General features: G+C 62.6%; 17 protein-coding genes. 13 read left to right on the top strand and 4 right to left on the bottom strand.

The window, feature by feature from the left end; translation table 11 throughout:
• Positions 1 to 157 precede the first annotated feature (157 nt).
• The 5 genes from ACIQLI_RS17615 (at position 158) to ACIQLI_RS17635 (ending at position 5,216) form a co-directional block, all read left to right on the top strand.
• A complete protein-coding gene (locus tag ACIQLI_RS17615; RefSeq protein WP_400390720.1) occupies positions 158 to 1,468 on the top strand; it encodes an ABC transporter substrate-binding protein in 1,311 nt (436 codons plus the stop codon).
• A gap of 2 nt (positions 1,469 to 1,470) precedes the next feature.
• Positions 1,471 to 2,400, top strand: a complete 930-nt coding sequence (locus ACIQLI_RS17620) for a carbohydrate ABC transporter permease (RefSeq protein ID WP_400390722.1) — start codon at positions 1,471 to 1,473, stop codon at positions 2,398 to 2,400.
• Positions 2,397 to 3,296: a carbohydrate ABC transporter permease gene (locus tag ACIQLI_RS17625; protein ID WP_210065905.1), complete on the top strand. Its 900-nt coding sequence runs from the start codon at positions 2,397 to 2,399 to the stop codon at positions 3,294 to 3,296. The genes ACIQLI_RS17620 and ACIQLI_RS17625 overlap by 4 nt, the downstream gene beginning before the upstream one ends.
• A gap of 65 nt (positions 3,297 to 3,361) precedes the next feature.
• Complete coding sequence (locus ACIQLI_RS17630) at positions 3,362 to 4,465, top strand: Gfo/Idh/MocA family protein (RefSeq protein ID WP_400390724.1); 1,104 nt, start codon at positions 3,362 to 3,364, stop codon at positions 4,463 to 4,465.
• A 1-nt stretch (position 4,466) separates the two neighbouring features.
• Entirely contained in the window at positions 4,467 to 5,216 is a 750-nt protein-coding gene (locus ACIQLI_RS17635; protein ID WP_400390726.1) for a ThuA domain-containing protein, read from the top strand.
• Positions 5,217 to 5,343: 127 nt separating this feature from the next.
• Here the strand turns inward: ACIQLI_RS17635 and ACIQLI_RS17640 are convergent, their stop codons facing one another.
• Positions 5,344 to 5,676 carry a hypothetical protein gene (locus tag ACIQLI_RS17640; RefSeq protein WP_400390728.1) on the bottom strand — a complete coding sequence of 111 codons (333 nt, stop codon included), beginning with the start codon at positions 5,674 to 5,676 and terminating at the stop codon, positions 5,344 to 5,346.
• 221 nt (positions 5,677 to 5,897) lie between these two features.
• Between ACIQLI_RS17640 and ACIQLI_RS17645 the strand changes: the two genes are divergently transcribed.
• Entirely contained in the window at positions 5,898 to 6,308 is a 411-nt protein-coding gene (locus ACIQLI_RS17645) for a hypothetical protein (protein WP_400390730.1), read from the top strand.
• 112 nt (positions 6,309 to 6,420) lie between these two features.
• Here the strand turns inward: ACIQLI_RS17645 and ACIQLI_RS17650 are convergent, their stop codons facing one another.
• Positions 6,421 to 6,804: a DUF1304 family protein gene (locus tag ACIQLI_RS17650; protein WP_400390732.1), complete on the bottom strand. Its 384-nt coding sequence runs from the start codon at positions 6,802 to 6,804 to the stop codon at positions 6,421 to 6,423.
• A gap of 98 nt (positions 6,805 to 6,902) precedes the next feature.
• Positions 6,903 to 7,796 (bottom strand): LysR family transcriptional regulator, encoded by an 894-nt coding sequence (locus ACIQLI_RS17655; RefSeq protein ID WP_400390734.1) that lies wholly within the window; start codon positions 7,794 to 7,796, stop codon positions 6,903 to 6,905.
• Positions 7,797 to 7,911: 115 nt separating this feature from the next.
• On the opposite strand from ACIQLI_RS17655, the gene ACIQLI_RS17660 reads away from it, so the two are divergent.
• Genes ACIQLI_RS17660 through ACIQLI_RS17670 form a run of 3 tightly spaced genes read left to right on the top strand, consistent with a single transcriptional unit; the run spans position 7,912 to position 11,605 of the window.
• On the top strand, positions 7,912 to 8,676 hold the full coding sequence (locus tag ACIQLI_RS17660) for an enoyl-CoA hydratase/isomerase family protein (RefSeq protein ID WP_400390736.1): 765 nt from the start codon (positions 7,912 to 7,914) through the stop codon (positions 8,674 to 8,676).
• Positions 8,677 to 8,693: 17 nt separating this feature from the next.
• On the top strand, positions 8,694 to 10,286 hold the full coding sequence (locus ACIQLI_RS17665; protein WP_400390738.1) for an acyl-CoA synthetase: 1,593 nt from the start codon (positions 8,694 to 8,696) through the stop codon (positions 10,284 to 10,286).
• Positions 10,283 to 11,605 carry an MFS transporter gene (locus tag ACIQLI_RS17670; protein WP_400390740.1) on the top strand — a complete coding sequence of 441 codons (1,323 nt, stop codon included), beginning with the start codon at positions 10,283 to 10,285 and terminating at the stop codon, positions 11,603 to 11,605. The genes ACIQLI_RS17665 and ACIQLI_RS17670 overlap by 4 nt, the downstream gene beginning before the upstream one ends.
• 99 nt (positions 11,606 to 11,704) lie before the next feature.
• On the opposite strand, the gene ACIQLI_RS17675 is transcribed toward ACIQLI_RS17670, so the two are convergent.
• Positions 11,705 to 12,193: a hypothetical protein gene (locus ACIQLI_RS17675; protein ID WP_400390741.1), complete on the bottom strand. Its 489-nt coding sequence runs from the start codon at positions 12,191 to 12,193 to the stop codon at positions 11,705 to 11,707.
• Between the two features lie 326 nt (positions 12,194 to 12,519).
• On the opposite strand from ACIQLI_RS17675, the gene ACIQLI_RS17680 reads away from it, so the two are divergent.
• The 4 genes from ACIQLI_RS17680 (at position 12,520) to mpaC (ending at position 16,650) form a co-directional block, all read left to right on the top strand.
• Positions 12,520 to 12,900: a hypothetical protein gene (locus tag ACIQLI_RS17680; RefSeq protein ID WP_400390743.1), complete on the top strand. Its 381-nt coding sequence runs from the start codon at positions 12,520 to 12,522 to the stop codon at positions 12,898 to 12,900.
• A 227-nt stretch (positions 12,901 to 13,127) separates the two neighbouring features.
• Positions 13,128 to 14,150: a daptide biosynthesis RiPP recognition protein gene (gene mpaB / locus ACIQLI_RS17685; protein WP_400390745.1), complete on the top strand. Its 1,023-nt coding sequence runs from the start codon at positions 13,128 to 13,130 to the stop codon at positions 14,148 to 14,150.
• Positions 14,150 to 15,439 (top strand): daptide-type RiPP biosynthesis aminotransferase, encoded by a 1,290-nt coding sequence (mpaD, locus tag ACIQLI_RS17690; protein WP_400390747.1) that lies wholly within the window; start codon positions 14,150 to 14,152, stop codon positions 15,437 to 15,439. The genes mpaB and mpaD overlap by 1 nt, the downstream gene beginning before the upstream one ends.
• Positions 15,436 to 16,650, top strand: a complete 1,215-nt coding sequence (gene mpaC / locus ACIQLI_RS17695) for a daptide-type RiPP biosynthesis dehydogenase (protein ID WP_400390749.1) — start codon at positions 15,436 to 15,438, stop codon at positions 16,648 to 16,650. Before mpaD ends, mpaC begins: the two co-directional genes overlap by 4 nt.

The raw sequence follows: 16,650 nt of genomic DNA on the forward strand, positions 1-16,650 counted from the left end.
GAATCGATTCCACGGCCGCAAGGCCGATTCTTTTGAACACATTTGGAATCGATTCCATGGATCATAAGAACCACCGGCAAAGAAGCCACCCTCAGGGCGCGGGACAGCCAAAACGCGCACTGAAGGCCACCGCCCACAGTCACCAAAGGAGCCACTTGTGGACTTGAACCGACCTGCTCTCCCGCTCCAGAAGAAAGCCCCCCGAAACCGAAAGGCCCTCGCGGCGACCGCAGTAGCCGCAGCCCTCCTCCTCAGCGCGTGCGGCGGGGGAGCGGCACCCCAAGGTGCGGAACAAGCGGCAGCTGCTGATCCGGCGTCGGGCGCTAATGCCAGCGGCGCGGTCAACATCTGCGGCGTCAAGGACGCGAGCGGCATCTACAAGGGCACGGCGGAAGCATTCACCAAGGCGAACGGCAAGGTCACGGCCAAGTACACGGAGATCGGTGCCACCACGGATGAGGCGCGCACGCAGATTGTGCAGCGGCTTGAGGGCAAGTCCACCGAGTGCGACCTCTTCATCACGGACGTGATCTGGACCTCCGAGTTCGCCTCCCAGGGCTGGCTGCTGGACCAGACCAAGCTGGTGGAAGCCAACAAGGACCGGCTCATTCCCTCCACTGTGGAAACCACCAAGTACCAGGACAAGTACTGGGGTTCGCCGTTCTTCACCAACGCCGGATTGATCTACTACCAGAAGGACAAGGTAGCCAAGCCCGAGTCCTGGCAGCAGCTCTACGCGGAAGCCGCCAAGGCCCCCGGCAACGGATACGTCTACCAGGGCAAGCAGTACGAGGGCCTCACGGTGAACTTCCTCGAAATGCTCTACAGGGCAGGCGGCGAAGTCCTCAACGATCAGGGCGAGGTGAAGATCGACTCCAAGGAAACCCGCGACGTCCTGAACTTCATGAGCGACGGCCTCAAGAACGGCTCAGCCGACCGCGCCGTCCTCACCTACAACGAAGACCCGGCCCGCCTCGCTTACGAGTCCGGCGACTTCGGATACCAGCGCAACTGGCCGCACGTGTACCGGCTGTTGAACGCGACGCCGCTGGCTTCAAGCTTCGCGGTCGCGCCGCTGCCGGCATGGGAAGGCGGCAAGGCCTCCGGCGTGCTCGGCGGCTGGAACCTGGCGATCTCGGCCCACTCCACCAACCAGGCCGGAGCTGTCGCGTTCATCGACTTCGCAACCACCCCGGACTGGCAGAAGCACGTGGCCATGGACTACTCACAGGCCCCGGTCAACGAGGCCGCCTACTCTGACCCGGCGGTCCTGCAGAAGATGCCGTTCGCCACGGAACTCCTCGCCTCAGTGAAGGGTGCCAAGCCGCGCCCGATCTCCCCGGTCTACCCGCAGATCTCGCAGGCGATCTACAAGAACGTCTACGCCGTCCTCTCCGGCACCGCCTCCACCGAAGAAGCTGTGCAGAAGATGGCTGACGAAATCACCACCGCCAAGGCGAGCTTCTAGTCATGGCCATCAAAACAATCCCACCAAGCCGAGTCAGCGGCCGCGACCGAGCCGAACGCAAGCTCGCGTTCCGCATGACCGCGCCGTCGCTGGTTATCATGGCGCTGGTTGCGGCGGTGCCCATCGGCTACGCGATCTGGCTCTCGCTGAACCAGTACAGCGTCCGCACCGCAGGCCTGTCACGCTTCGTCGGACTGGAAAACTACGTCACAGCACTGGCAAGCCAAGAGTGGTGGGCCGCCTTCGGCCAGACGTTCCTGTTCGCGGGCCTCTCTGTCAGCTTGGAACTCATCCTCGGCACGGCCATGGCGTTACTGCTCAACCTCGCGTTCAAGGGCCGCGCCGTCCTGCGCACCGTGGTTCTGCTGCCCTACGCGATCATCACAGTGGTCAGCGCCATCACCTGGCAAACGATGTTCCAGCCCAACATGGGCCTCGTCACCAACGTCCTCTCCACGCTGGGACTGCCGGGCGGCGACGTGGTCTGGCTCGGTGAGCACGGCTACGCGATGGCCGTGATCGTCATGGCCGACGTCTGGAAGACCACGCCCTTTGCGGCGCTCATCATCCTGGCTGGCCTGCAGGTCATCTCAGCCGAAACGTACGAGGCCGCAGAACTCGACGGCGCCAGCAAATGGCAGACCTTCGTCAACATCACTCTGCCGCTGCTGCGTCCGGCGATCGTCCTCGCCGCGATCTTCCGCACCATGGACGCCCTCCGCGTCTTCGACCTCCCGTTTGTGCTCACCCGCGGCGCCAACGGCACCGAATCCATGTCCATGCTCGCCTACACGCAATTGCGCGAAAACCGGTTGGTGGGCGAAGGCTCGGCACTGTCCATCCTGACCTTCCTCACCGTCATGGTGGTCTCGGTCATCTACGTCCGCTTCGCTGGCGGCAACATCCGCGACGTCGCGAAGGAGGAACAATGAGCACGCTGACTGCAGAACGCCCGACGGCGGAACTCGCCACGCGCCCCAAGGCGCCGAAGCGTCGCTTGCGTGGGGAATCGAAACTGCATCCCCTGGTGTGGGTGTTCGTGGTGGCCGTCATGGCTTTCTCGCTTATCCCGTTCTACTGGCTGGTGAACACCTCCCTTAAGAAGGGAGCGAGCCTGTCCCAAGGCGAGCTCTTCCCGAGCCAGCCGACCCTCGAGAACTATTTGGTGGTCTTCCAGAACCCCGAGTTCCTCCTGGCCTTGCGCAACTCGGTGATTATCGCCGTCGTGACTACAACGGTGGCGCTGGTGTTCGCGTCCTTCGCCGCCTATGCGCTGGCCAGGCTGAAGATGCGCCGCAAGGCGATGATCCTGACGCTCATCCTCTCGGTCACCACGTTCCCGGCCATCGCCATCGCGGCCCCGATGTTCTCCATCTGGCGCGAGATCGGCCTGTACGACACCTTGCTGGGCCTCATCATCCCGAAACTGACGTTCGCGTTGCCGCTGGCGATCTACACGCTGACGTCGTTCTTCAAGGAGATCCCGCGTGAGCTGGAGGAATCCGCGTACATGGACGGTGCCACGCCGTTTGTCGCCTTCCGCAAGGTGATCCTCCCGCTTGCGGTCCCCGGCCTGGCGACGACGGCGATCTTGGTGTTCATCTCGGTCTGGAACGAATTCCTCCTGGCCGTCACGCTGACCACCTCGCCGGAGGCCCGGCCCGTTCCGGTCGCGATTGCGTTCTTCAGTGGAACCAGCGAGTTCGACCAACCCCTCGGCACCATCAGCGCCGCGTCGGTGATCATCACAGTGCCGCTGGTGATCCTGGTGCTCGTGTGCCAGAAGCGCATCGTTTCCGGCATGACGGCCGGAGCGGTCAAGGGCTAGGCCCCGTCACGAAGTCCCCAAACCCCTCACAGACTTTAAGAAACCCCAGAAAGAACAGGAACAACGTGAGCATTCAGCAGCAGGCCCCGTCCGCAACCCTCAAGGTGGGAGTTGTGGGCATCGGTTGGGCCGGCCAGCAGCACCTCAAGGCGTACAGCAACATTCCCGGCGTCGAGATTGTCGCCGTCGCGGGCATGGAAGCCGACCTTCTTGCCCAGCTGAAGGAGGAGTACAGCATTCCCCACGCGTTCGCCCGTTGGGAGGACATGATCGAGCTCGAAGGCCTCGACGCCGTCAGCGTCGCCGTGCCGACGTTCCTGCACGCGCCGATCGCCATTGCCTCGCTCGAGCGGGGACTGCATGTGCTGAGCGAAAAGCCATTGGCGCGTAACGCCGTCGAAGGTCAACAGATGGTGGACGCCGCCCGTAAGGCCGGCCGTGTCCTGGACGTCGCGTTCAACCACCGCCGCCGCGGCGACATCCAGGCGCTCAAGGAAGTGATCGACGCCGGCACGCTGGGCCGTCCGTACTACGCCAAGGCGTCGTGGCTCCGCCGCCAAGGCATTCCGATGCTGGGTAGCTGGTTCACCAACCCGGAACTCGCCGGCGGTGGTCCGCTGGCTGATATCGGTGTCCACGTCCTGGACTACTCGCTGCACCTCCTCGGCGAGCCTAAGGTGCTGTCCGTCTCGGCGTCGACCCACTCCGAACTCGGCCCGCGCGGCCTCGGCGGCAACGCCCGCTACACAGCTTCGAACTCCAGTCATAAGTTTGAAGTGGAAGACTTCGCTTCGGCGTTTATCCGGTTGGAAGGCGGCGGTACCTTGATCCTGGAAGCGGGGTGGGCCACGTACCGCGACGAGCGGGACCTCATGGACTTCACCGTTTACGGGACCGACGGCGGAGCGGACTTGCGCTCGGTCGGCGCCTCCGAGAACCCCGTGGCGGACGTTCACGTCTTCACCGAGAAGGACGGCGAAAACGCTGACTTCGAAGTGGTGGCCGAACCCGGGCGAGCCCATCAGGCCGTCGTCGACGATTTCATCGCCGCTGTGCGCGGCGGCGAGACCGTATGGGGAAGCCACGACGGTTCACTCGCCCTCAGCCGTGCCCTGGTGCTCGATGCCTGCTACAAATCCGCCCTTGAACAACGTGAAGTGGTGCTCTGAAATGTCTGATTCGAAATTGAAGATTGTCGTCTGGAACGAGGCCGTCCACGAGGCCCGCAACGAGCCCGCCACGATCGGCGAGATGTACCCCGAAGGGATCCACGGCGCCATCGCCGCCGGGCTCCGCGGCTTCTACCCGGACTCCGAAATCTCGACGGCGACACTCGCCGACCCCGAGCACGGACTCTCCGAGGAAGTTCTGGAGCAGACCGACGTGCTGTTGTGGTGGGGGCACATCGCGCATCAGGAAGTTAGTGATGAAGTGGTGGAGCGCGTGCAGCGCCATGTGCTGGGAGGCATGGGCTTGGTGGTGCTCCACTCGGGGCACTTTGCCAAGATTTTCACTCGATTGTTGGGGACTACCTGCTCCCTGAAGTGGCGCAACGAGGGGGAGCGGGAACTCGTGTGGACGGTCAAGCCGTCGCACCCGATCGCGGCCGGCGTTGAAAGCCCGCTTATTATCCCGAAGCAGGAAATGTACGGCGAACTGTTCGACATTCCCGAGCCCGATGACCTGATCTTCATCAGTTCGTTTACCGGGGGAGAGGTGTTCCGCTCCGGCGTGACGTTCTCGCGCGGCAAGGGCCGGATCTTCTACTTCAGCCCCGGCGACCAGGAATACCCGGTGTACCACCAGCCGCAGATCCAGAAGGTGATCGCCAACGGTGTCGGGTGGGTTGCCCAGCCTGGCGTGTTCCGGGAGGCGCCTGAGGTTAGTAACCCTGCGCGGGGCTGGTTCGAGGGGGCGTAGGCCGCGAGGGCTTCCTTTTATCTCGCTGGCTGCCGTCGAAGAGTCCGCAAGGAACAGGAGCATGGCGACGGCGGTTCCGTCTTTCGATGGATGTGGCCAGCTCCCGGGGGATAGGGCATTGGCATAGCTATTCCGCCCCCGGGCCGGACGGTGTTTCTGGTCGTTGCGGGTCTTCCCGCTCCAATGGGAGCCCCGCGGCGCTGCGTCGGCGGTCCTCCTTCACCGATGCGTTGAGGCGTTTCAGGCCTCGCACGCCTCGTACTATGACGATGAGTAGTGCGGTAACGAAGAGGAACGCCATGAGTGCCATGGCCCAGTAGGTACTCGGGTCGTAGGCACTGGGTCGGAATATGAGGAGGACAAGGAACGCCAACAGCATAAGACCATAGGCGACGAATGAGCCGGCAAGTTGGGCGACAGCGATATCCTCCGTGGCTCGGCTGGACCGGCTTTCTTTCATGCGAACACTTTCCCTATCCCTCGACTCCGAGCCAGCTCGGGCGGTATGAAACTCAAACTCCATAATCCGACATCAATCAATGGACGTACAGGATTTTGCCCTGGGTTCCTAAGATCGAAATCGCTGCCCGCTTCCGTCGAGGAGCGCCCTGCTCCACACTGGTTGTAACCGGCTCCACTGGCAGTCGGAAATGCATGGGGCGGGCCGAAACGAGGAAGGCTATGCAGAAAGCGCGTGTGGCGGCCGTGCTGACATGGATCTATGCCGCAGCTTTCGGGATTCCCGCTATTCCAGTCGGCATCTACCTCCTCCAGAACGGGTATCTGCCGATGTTCATGGACCTGTTCCCGATGTACGCAGGTCCTTGGGACGGCCTGCAAAGATGGACCTTCGTGTCGCTGCTTATGGTGTTCCTGGCCGTAGTCCTGGCTGCGTCGTGGGCGGCTTGGCTGGCATGGAGGGGGCGCAAGTCCGGGCTGGTTCTTGGGCTGGCCCTTCTCCCAGCGGAAGCAGTGTTCTGGTTGGGCTTCGACCTGCCGTTTCCTTGGTTGTTCGGTGTGGCGCGTGGCTTGCTGTATGCCTTCGCCTTGATGTCCCTGCGTAAACGTCCGGAGGGGCGGCTGGCTCGGTGACAAAAGGGGCGCCACTCAGTGAATTCCTATGAACCGATTGCATTGCTGGTTGGCTGGGCAGCATGGAACAACGCTTCGTGCGCTACCAGGGTATGAACGAATCCGCCCCCTTCTAGTGGAGGAGAACGTAGAAAACGATCGCTAGTGCGGGAAAGAGCGACTGGCCGATGGCGCTGACCAGAAGGCGCTTCTCCGTGACCCAGAGCCAGAAACCAAGGAAGACGTGGCACGCGCAGCAGAAGATGGTTATCGCCGACCCGCTGGCGGGACTGCTTGAGAAGTTCACCAGCCACAGGCCCACAGCGATGCCCAGGCCGAATGTGATGTTGTAGGCGCCAACGTTCATCGCCCACATCCGCACTGCCGGCACGTCGTCAGGTCGGATCAGGAAGATCCGGTGGAAACGTTGATCGCCATGGAAGAAGATCTCCAGGATGCCAACGCTGGTCAGCGCAAGGCCGGTGGATCCTGCGAGTATCTGGCTCAGCAAATTCATGCCGTGCTCCTAGCAAATCCTGCAATCTTTGCTTCTTTGCGTGCAGGTTACGCTTCAGGCGCGACGACCTTCAAGGGGTGGACTGCAAACGCGGTCCGCTACCCGTGCCCACCGGCCTCCAACCCAGCCCCCACAGCCGCAACAAACGCGTCCGTCTCCGCTGACCGTCGGCTCTTCAACCACAGTGCGGACGTCCGCCAAGCCAAGGGATCACCTTCCAGCGGCCGCCACACAATGCCCGAGGGCAGCGGCGTCCAAGGCGCCTCGTTGAAGTGCACCCCTCGTCCGGCCATGATCAGCCCGTGCGTGAAGTGCTGGTTCCTCGCGTGCACAATCGCAGCCGGCAGGTAGCCAGCGTCGCGACATGTGTGCAGGAACGAGTCGTACAGTGTGGGCGCCATGTGCCGCGGGAAGATGATCAACGGGCTCCCGGCAAGAGCGCCAAGCCGCACAGACTCACGCGAAGCCAGCGGGTGCGAAGCATTGAGCACCACGCCTAGAGCCCTCGAATACAAAGCCCCCGACTCGAAACCCACGCTACTCAATGGGTGACGCACCACCGCGACGTCCAGTTCGCCGTCGCGCAGTCGCTCAACCTGCTCAACGGTGGTGAGCTCGTGCAGGTTCAGCAGAACGTCAGGCGCAGACGCAGCAAACGTAGAAACCATCGTGGACAAGGCAACCGGGTTCGTATCAGGCGGCACGGCAACCTGCAGGATTCCCGAAGCGCCAGGCCGGATCCGACGCATCGATTCCTGCGCCATGGCCACGTGATCCAGCACCCCACGCGCGTGCTCCAGCAGCAACGCCCCTGCTTCGGAGAGCTCCACACCGGTCCGTCGACGGTGAAACAACTGCACTCCGAGCTCTTTCTCCAGGTCCTTGATCCGCTGGGAAAGCGGGGGCTGAGCCATGTGTAAACGCTGTGCAGCACGCCCGAAATGCAGCTCCTCGGAGAGCACCACGAAGTACTTGAGATGGTGGAGGTCCATCGCGGCACCATATCAGTTTGGTATCAAGGTGAGTAGATATTGATGTTAGACGGGTCACATTCTCCGATGGTCAGATGGGACTCAAGAAGCCCCAACGAACCGAAGGAAACCCCCAATGTCCCAGGATGTCCTCTTCGAACAAAACGGCCCCATCGCCACCATCACCCTGAACCGCCCGGAGAAGCTCAACGCCTGGACCGAGGCCATGCGCAGCGAACTCATCGACTACCTCGAAGGCCTCAAAGGCAACGATGAAGTCCGCACCGTCATCCTCACCGGCAGCGGCCGCGCGTTCTGCGCCGGGCAGGATCTGGCTGAGACCGCGTCTATGAACCCAGAGGATCACGAGTCCGCGGAAGCGTGGATCGACGGTTTCGACCGCCTCTACCGGGCCGTCCGCAACCTCGACCAGATCACCATCGCCGCAGTCAACGGCGTCGCCGCCGGCTCCGGCTTCCAGTACTCGCTTCTCGCGGACCTCCGCGTCGGCGACTCCAAAGTCCGCATGGGCCAGCCCGAAGTCCTCTCCGGCATCCCCAGCATCACCGGCATCTGGGCCATGTGGAGCATCCTCGGCAAGTCCAAGACCTCCCAGTTCGTCCTCACCGGCGAACTGGTGGACGCTGCGGAGGCCCAGCGGCTCGGCCTCCTTAACTACTTGGCGGACGACGGCGGCACGCTGGCCTACGCCCTGGAACTCGCCTCGCGCTTGAGCCTCCTTCCTCCGGGCGCAGTCCGCCTGACCAAGAACCGACTGCGCAGCCTCGAAGACGACGACCTCACCGATGCCATGGCAGAAGCCAAGCGCGTGCACCGCGAGGCCTACGGCACCGGCGAGCCCCAGCGCGAAATGGCCCGCTTCCTCGCCGGCCGCCGCTGATCGGACGGGAAAACACCATGAAAACAGCAACCCAGGACCGCTACACCGAACTACGGAACAGCCACCACTGGGAGGTGCCGGAACTCTACAACATGGCCGTCGACGTCGCCGACCGGCACCCAAGGGACAAGCGCGCACTCATCCTGGAGTCCGCCGTCGAAGGTCAACGTGAGGTGAGCTGGGGCGAGATCCAGGACCGCTCGCGGCAGATTGCCGCCACGCTCCGACAGGCCGGCATCAAGAAAGGTGACCGGGTCGCCGTCTTGCTCCCGCAACGCGCAGACACCCCGGCCGCGTACCTGGGTGTGCTGCGGACCGGCGCCATCCTGGTCACGATGTCCCTGCTCTGGGCGGCTGAGCCGATCCGCTTCCGGCTGGAAGACAGTGGCGCGTCGGTGATCATCGCCGAGGACTCAGCGAAGCACCTGTTCGAGGACTACGAGGGCACGTTCATCGACATCGACAGCCCGGCCGTCAAGGAGGCGCCCACAGAATTCCAGGACGTCGAAACCAAGGCTGACGACCCCGCCCTGATCTTCTACACCTCGGGCACCACCGGCCGCGCGAAAGGAATCGTTCACGCGCACCGGACCCTGCTTGGCCACAACGAGTTCGAGTACTGCCACCAGATTGGCGACGGCGACGTGTTCTACGGTGCGGGGGACTGGGCATGGTCGCTGGCCAAGCTCATGGGCCCGCTCAGGCTCGGCGCCACGCACTTGGTTTTCCGGCCCAGTGGCGGCTTCGACCCCGTAGCCCTGCTGGAGAGCATGAGCCGCCACCGCGTCACCAGCGCGCTGGTCAATCCGACGTTCCTGCGCAAGATGCGCGAAGACGTGCCCGACGCCGGTGCTCGCTTCCCGCTCTCACTGCGGACGGTTTGTTCGTCCAATGAGCCGCTGACTCCGGACTTGATCACATGGTTCGAAGCGCAGTACGGGGTGACCCTGCTCGATTACTACGGTTCCACCGAGTCCTACCCGCTGCTGGGCAACTACCCGGACGTGCCAGTGAAGCCGGGGTCCATGGGGCGTCCACTTCCTGGATGGGAAGTCCGGTTGCTGGACGAAGACGAGCGGGAAGTGGCCCCGGGCGAGACCGGTGAGGTCTGCCTCCGCGCGCGATCCAACCCGCAATTTCCCTTGGGATACTGGAACATGCCGGAGGCGTCCGCCACCGCGTTCGGAGGCGGTTGGTACCACACCAAGGACCAGGCCTACACGGACGACGACGGCTACTTCTGGTTCCTGGGGAGGACCGATGACGTCATAAAAACCTCCGGCTACCGCGTTGGACCCTATGAGCTGGAGGCAGTCATTCGCGAGCTCGATCCCGTCAGAGACGTGTCCGTCACCGGCGTGCCCGACGAGCTCCGTGGCCAGTCCATCAAAGCCTGGATCGAACTAATGCCCGGTCACGCTGGGGGAGCGGAACTGAGCGAAACCATCGTGGCGCACGTGAAGGAAAACTTCTCCCGCTTCGCGTACCCGCGATTCATCGAATACGTCACCGCGCTGCCGAAGTCGGCCACCGGTAAAGTCCAGCGGGCCCAACTCCGCGAACTCCCACACGTTGTAGCCTCTCCCCGCCTCGAAGGACAACAATCATGAATACGATGACCCAGAAAGTTGCTGACACCGAGTCTTCCCCGCGGCGCAGCCTGAAGCGCGTCGCCGCGGCAGCCGCCGTCGGGAATTTCGTCGAATGGTTCGACTCCGCGGCCTATGCGGTCATGTCCGTCACCATCGCGAAGCTCTTCTTCCCGGATTACTCCACGACGGCGTCACTTCTGGCCGTGTGGGCGATCTTCGCCGGCGGCTTCATCGCCAGGCCGCTCGGGGCGGCGTTCTTTGGACGCTACGGTGACCGGATTGGCCGCAACAAGATGCTCGGCCTGTGCGTGCTGATCATGAGCGCGGCGACGTTCTGCATCGGTATCCTGCCGACGTTTGCGGTGATCGGCATTTGGGCTCCGATCCTGCTGTTCCTGTTCCGCGCGGTGCAGGGCTTCACAACGGGCGGCGAATACACGGGTTCCTCGGCCTTCATTGTTGAGTACGCCCCGGAAGGAAAGCGCGCCACGTACGCCAGCATTATCCCGGCCACCGTTGGGCTGGCCTCGGTTGCCGGTGCGCTGCTGGGTGCTGCAATTACCGCAACGTTGAGCACTGCAGACCTTCAGGCCTGGGGTTGGCGGATTCCGTTCCTGCTCGCGGCACCTCTTGGTTTGATTGGCCTTTATATCCGCTCCAAGGTGGACGACACTCCCGTGTTCCGCGGTTTGGAAAAGACTGGCGAAGTGGCAAAGCGGCCCCTGGGTGATGCCATCCGAATGTGCTCTCGCCAGATCTTCACGCTTTTCGGATACAGCATCACCAACGCCATCGCTTACTACCTGATGAGCAGCTACATGATCGCGTACATGACCTCGAGCCTTGGCTACTCCTCTGCCGAATCGATGATCACCAGCGTGATCACCATGCTGGTGTACACGGCAGTTTGTCCTCTGGCTGCGCGTGGGAGCGACCGCTTTGGTCGTAAAAAGATGCTGCTGGTGGCGTGCGTTGGCTTCGTGGTGATGACCATCCCCGCGTTCTCCATCATGCCGCTGGGTCTCGGCTTCGCGATCCTGGGAACCAGTGTTCTGGGTGCTTTGGTGGCCGTAATTGGAACGTCCAACGTACCGGCACTGGTGGAGATGTTCCCTTCCTCGGTCCGGGCATCCGGCTCAGCTATCGGGTACACCCTGGCCTACGTGCTGTTCGGTGGAACGGCTCCCTTTGTAGCCACCGGTTTGGTTGCGGGCTTTGGCTCACCGCTGGCTCCGGCCTTCTACCTGATGGGAATGGCATTGGTGTCCGCAGTAGTTGTGGTCCTGTTCTTCCGCGAGACAAAGGACCTGTCGCTGTCGCGGACCACGGTTCTTTAGGTTCGTTTAGCTTGAAAGAGGTTGGGTTGGGTGCACATCAGCGCCCAATCCAACCTCTTTCTTGTACCCGCTGAGACTGTGCCTGCTGAACGTTGGGGCTTAGGCCAGCCCCACGACAAACTCCTCAATCCGTGTGAACACTTCAGCTTGGGCTTGTTGGGAGGCGCGCCAATCTCCAGGGATCTGCAAAGAGTGGTCGGCTCCAGGCACTTCAAAGAACGTTTTTTCACTCTCTGATTTACGACCGCCGTCCCACAGTTTGTCCTGCGAACCACCGATGAACAGGTCGTCCTTCGACGAAGCACCGATGGTGCTTCTGACCCGCTCATCTGTGAGCAGTGGTGTCAGCCAGATGCCGGGGATGCGAGCTTCCTCGGCCCACGGAATGCTCAAAGTACTGAACGACTTCGCGACAATCAATCGTTGATCGGCGGCGGGTGAGGCGGCAAAAGCTTGCTCGGCAGCCTCGGCCGCGAACTCGTGAGGGGCAGCACTGGGCGAATCGTCAGCAGTCCACCGGACGGCCTGAACATGCCAGCCCAGAGATCCCAGCATTTCGCCAGCCCAGAAGAGGACCGGACCCTCCACGGGATATCCGGAACCGGGAAGCAGAACAGCGACCTTGGTTTTCTCCGGGTGATCGGGGGAGGCTTTTGCCCAGGTGAAAGATTCCATAAGGCATGCTACTCCGCGACTGGTTCGCGACAACCTAAAATCGATGGATGAATTGACTGGTCCGAACTGTTGAAGTCCCGTAGGGTCCTTGGATGGGGAAAAAATTACGCCAAACACTGCTGTCTTGTTTGATCCTGGCAGCCATCCTGGGGACCACCAGCTGTGCGATTCCGGGAGGGGTGAGCACGGCGCCGACTGATGCTCCGACACCAAACACGCCCCCGCAAGTGTGTCGCTCTGTGGAGGGAATCCCGGTGGTGACGGATGACTGTGTGGTGGTGGATCCTGAAGCGGCCATGGCGGCGAACGAGCTGTACCGCCAGCGAAGAGCCCTGACGCCGGACATGCGGGAACATCTCAATTCCTATCTTGAACCCGCTCGAAAGGCACTTGAATCACTCAGCGAGCCCACCACCGCACCTGCCGTAGTGGAAGCGTTCGGCTCTGTTGGACTTACGGACGCGGTGCAGACGGATGACAACGGAAATGGTGTGCGGTTTGGGGCAGCGTCGCCGCAAGGCGGATGCCTCTTCGGATACGTGGCTCTCGACGGCAAGGTCGACATTTCTACCGGCGGCAGCATTATGGACGGCGGCTGCCTGGAGATGCCCGGGCACTGAGCCATCTCTTGGGATCCGGCCCTGTTTCTTCCACCACCTAGGTCACTCCCCAACCACCACCTAGACGCCCCCAAATGACCCCTAATTTCGGCCGATTCACCACCTAGTTTCCGCTTTCCGCCCTGTGGCCCTTCGGCCCGCCCATAGTGTCCTTCTCATAACGAGCACCCGGAAATGATGCCGGGACTGCTCCGGAGAAGAGTGCACAACTATTGGGGGTTGGGTCATTGAAGCTGAGTCAGCAACAGAGCATTGCCGCCGCTGTGGATCAGTGGATCACCGGCATTCCGGGGCGTATCCCGGGCCACGTCATTTTTGTCGAGAATCCTGACCATACCGGCTACGCGAAGACGCTGGCCGGTGAGGACTCCACCATCCTGGTCCTCAACGGGGACAACACGGACCCGGGCATTGTGCCCGTCACGGGATCCTTCGATGTCGCGGGGGAAGAACTCCTGGTGGACGGCGCGCTGAGCCTGGAAATCCAGGACTATGTGGCCATCCCGTTCGTGAACCTGGTGGGTGTGACGGTAGTCAGGATCACCACTAAAGAGGACTGGCAGGCCTTCTTCGACGACGCCGAGGAAGCCTGCCGTACGGGGCACTTCGTTCAGCAACTTACCGAGGTCAATGCGGTGCTGGCTGAGCGGGGACTGCTGAGCGGGGCGCCAAAGGACAACCTCCTGTTGGCCCGTCTCCATATCACCTGGGACGGATCCATTCTCAGCGGACCCTACGGAACCAAGATTGGCACGGTTGGGGACGCTCTTGCTGACCTGCGGATCAGGGCCATTGCGCTCCGGCCCGAGTCCGCCGTTGCAGCGGCCTACTACCCCTGGGACATCTACGAGTCGCTGGCCGCCAAGCCGTGGATCGCCCGCTACCTGGCAGCCTTGGACGCCTGGAAATTTGTAGCCCGCGAGGACCGTCCCGGTACCAAGTTGGTGGGATTCGGAGCCAGCCTCTACGGCGCCGCGCTGCGCGATGGCCTGCCGTCGGCACATGCTCCCTTCATTCTGAAGCAGGGTAGTGACCATACCCTTCTGGACGCCAAGACCGGGCGTCTCTTCAAGATCGGTCCTGACGCCGCAGCCATTATCGAAGCCGTTTCCAACCTTCGCGACGTCAAGGTAGCTGCCATCGCAGCGGCGCCGGCCCTCAAAGTTTCAGCCGCGCTCGCCGAGGAAGCCGCCCATGCTGTCCTTGACCGGTTTGGGCAACTCGGTATCGACATTGTTGGTGCACGCTGATGACCGTTGTGCCGATCCTTCCCACCCCCAGGACCCAACTTCCACTCTGGGTACCACTCGTCTCCCAGCATGACTTTGCAGGGGAAAGCCACACAGCGGTCAGTGCCAACGGAGTCCATGTCACCTTCGACGACGGACGGCAACGCCTCTGCGCCAAGAGCGGGCTCTGGAACACCAACCTGGGCTACGGAAACCAGAACATCGCTGAGGCCGTAGCCCAGGAACTCCACAAGGCGTCCTACCTGCCGCTCTTTCGCACGGCTCATCGCGCGGCCGTTGAAGCCTCCAAGGCCTTGGTGAACCTGCCGTCCCACAGCTTCCAGCGCGTCCTCTTCTCTACCTCCGGAGGCGCTGCCAACGATGCTGTGATGAAACTGGCTCGTCAGTACTTCGTCCTGGACGGGCAGCCTGAACGGAGACTTGTCGTCGGGCTGAAGGGCAGCTATCACGGGCTGACGTACGGAAGCCAGGCACTGAGCGGCGACGAACTGGGACAAGCCGTGTACGGAGTGGACCGGCGGAACATCCGGCACATCAGTTTTGACGACGACGGCGCGGAACTGGCGCAGCTCATGCAGAGGGAAGGCCACAGGGTTGCAGCGGTCGTCATGGAGCCCGTGCTGGGTTCAGGGGCGGAAGCGGTCCCGGACGCTTTCATCGAAGCGGTTATCAAATACCGGGACCAGCACGGCTTCCTCGTGGTAGCCGACGAGGTAGCCACCGGATTCGGCAGGGTGAATGGCTGGTTCGCCTCAGACGAATGGCCCCAACAACCGGACGTCATCGTGACGTCCAAGGGACTGACCAACGGCACCAGCGCCTGCGCCGCCCTCCTGATCGCACAGCGGGTCACGGAGACTTTCGACAAGAACGAATCCGTCTTCGTTCACGGAGAAACGCAGGCCGGCACGCCGGCAACGTGTGCGGCGATCCTCAGCACCATCGCCGAGATGAAACGACTGGACCACAACACCCTGACCAAGCAGGTGGCCTCAGGCCTCAGCAGCCTCATTGAGGACCTGCAAAACACGCGAGGAATAGGCAATTCCACGGGCCGCGGCTGCATGAGGGCCATCAAACTGCGTTCCCACAACGGAACGCCCCTCCCATCAAGCGGGGTCCTTGCCGTAGTCCGGAGCATCCACGACGCCGGGGCAATCGTGCAGGCAGGGCCGGGACGAATTCAACTCCTGCCCGCACTCATCTATACGGAGGAGAACTTCGAGGAATTGCGCCAGGCCATAAGAACCGGCCTGGCCGCCGCCGAAAAAGATGGGGTCTTCGCATGATTGCCGACCACATCTGGAGGACCCGCTGTGTCATCCTCGACGACGGCACGGCAGCCAAGTACATCGGCGGCCTGACCCGCGGACGGACGGGACTGGTGGTGGACAGCCACTTGGGAGGACACCGGGACAAGCTGTTGGCCGGACACCTCAACGGTGCCCCGGTCCTGGAGCTGGACGCGACTCCGGTCACCGTGGAAACCGTCCGGACGGTGGGCAGCTTCATCCGCGAAAACGGACTTCAGACCGTTGCCGGGCTCGGCGGCGGCTCAGTTCTGGACGCGGTCAAGCTCGCCGCGCTGTTCACCGCGGATCCGGGCCTGGCGATCTTCGCTGAACGCCATGCCAAACGCTCAGGCCTCCTGGTCCTCCCGCCGGTGACCAACCCCAAGGAACGTCCCAAAACCATTCTGATGCCGTCCACCGTGGGGACCGGCGCGGAAGTCAGCGCAGTAGCGTGCCTGGACACCGCCGTCGGACGCCGTTTGATTGTCTCGCGGCACCTGACAGGTGACGCTGCACTGCTTGACGCCGGACACTTCGCCACCCTGCCCAAAAAGCTGGTTTACGAGGGGCTGCTTGAAGCGCTTCTGAGGGTGGCCGGGACCATGATCGGCAGCCACCACAGCATCTTTGACGACGACGGCCATACGCTCATCCAGCGGATAGTGCGGCTGGGGCAGCAACTGTCCCGCAAAGATGCTCCGCAGCTGAGGCTGGCCGCCGCCCGCCTGAGCATGGAAACGCACACCGGCTGGGCGCTGATGGGGCGCAACCCTTACGGCGCCAAGCACTGGTACGTCGCGAACGAGCTCGCCTACGTCACGGGGGCGCGGAAAATGACTGCGACGTCCTCGGTAATTGGCCCTATCTGGACGGAAATCGGCCAAGGCGCCGCAGGATGGGGCGATTCCACACGACTCAAGCACCTCTGGAACATGGTGACGGCAACGGAACCTTCACTGGATCCCGATCCTGGGCGGGGCATTGACGAGTTGATGTGGCAGTGGGGCATCACGGGGCTCCCATCCATCACCGAGGAAATCCTGGTACGCACCACGGACGCGTCCATCCGCAACTGGGGTGGCGGGCTTCCGATGCTGCGAGGCATCGACGCCGCACAGATCCAGCACGTCCTCAACGCTGCTGCGGGAGGACCCCACATCTTGCCAGGCCCCACGGGCAATCTACGAGAGGCAGGAGAGAGGGGGTGA

This window comes from Paenarthrobacter sp. NPDC091669 (assembly GCF_044756725.1).
Classification (GTDB): domain Bacteria; phylum Actinomycetota; class Actinomycetes; order Actinomycetales; family Micrococcaceae; genus Arthrobacter; species Arthrobacter bambusae_C.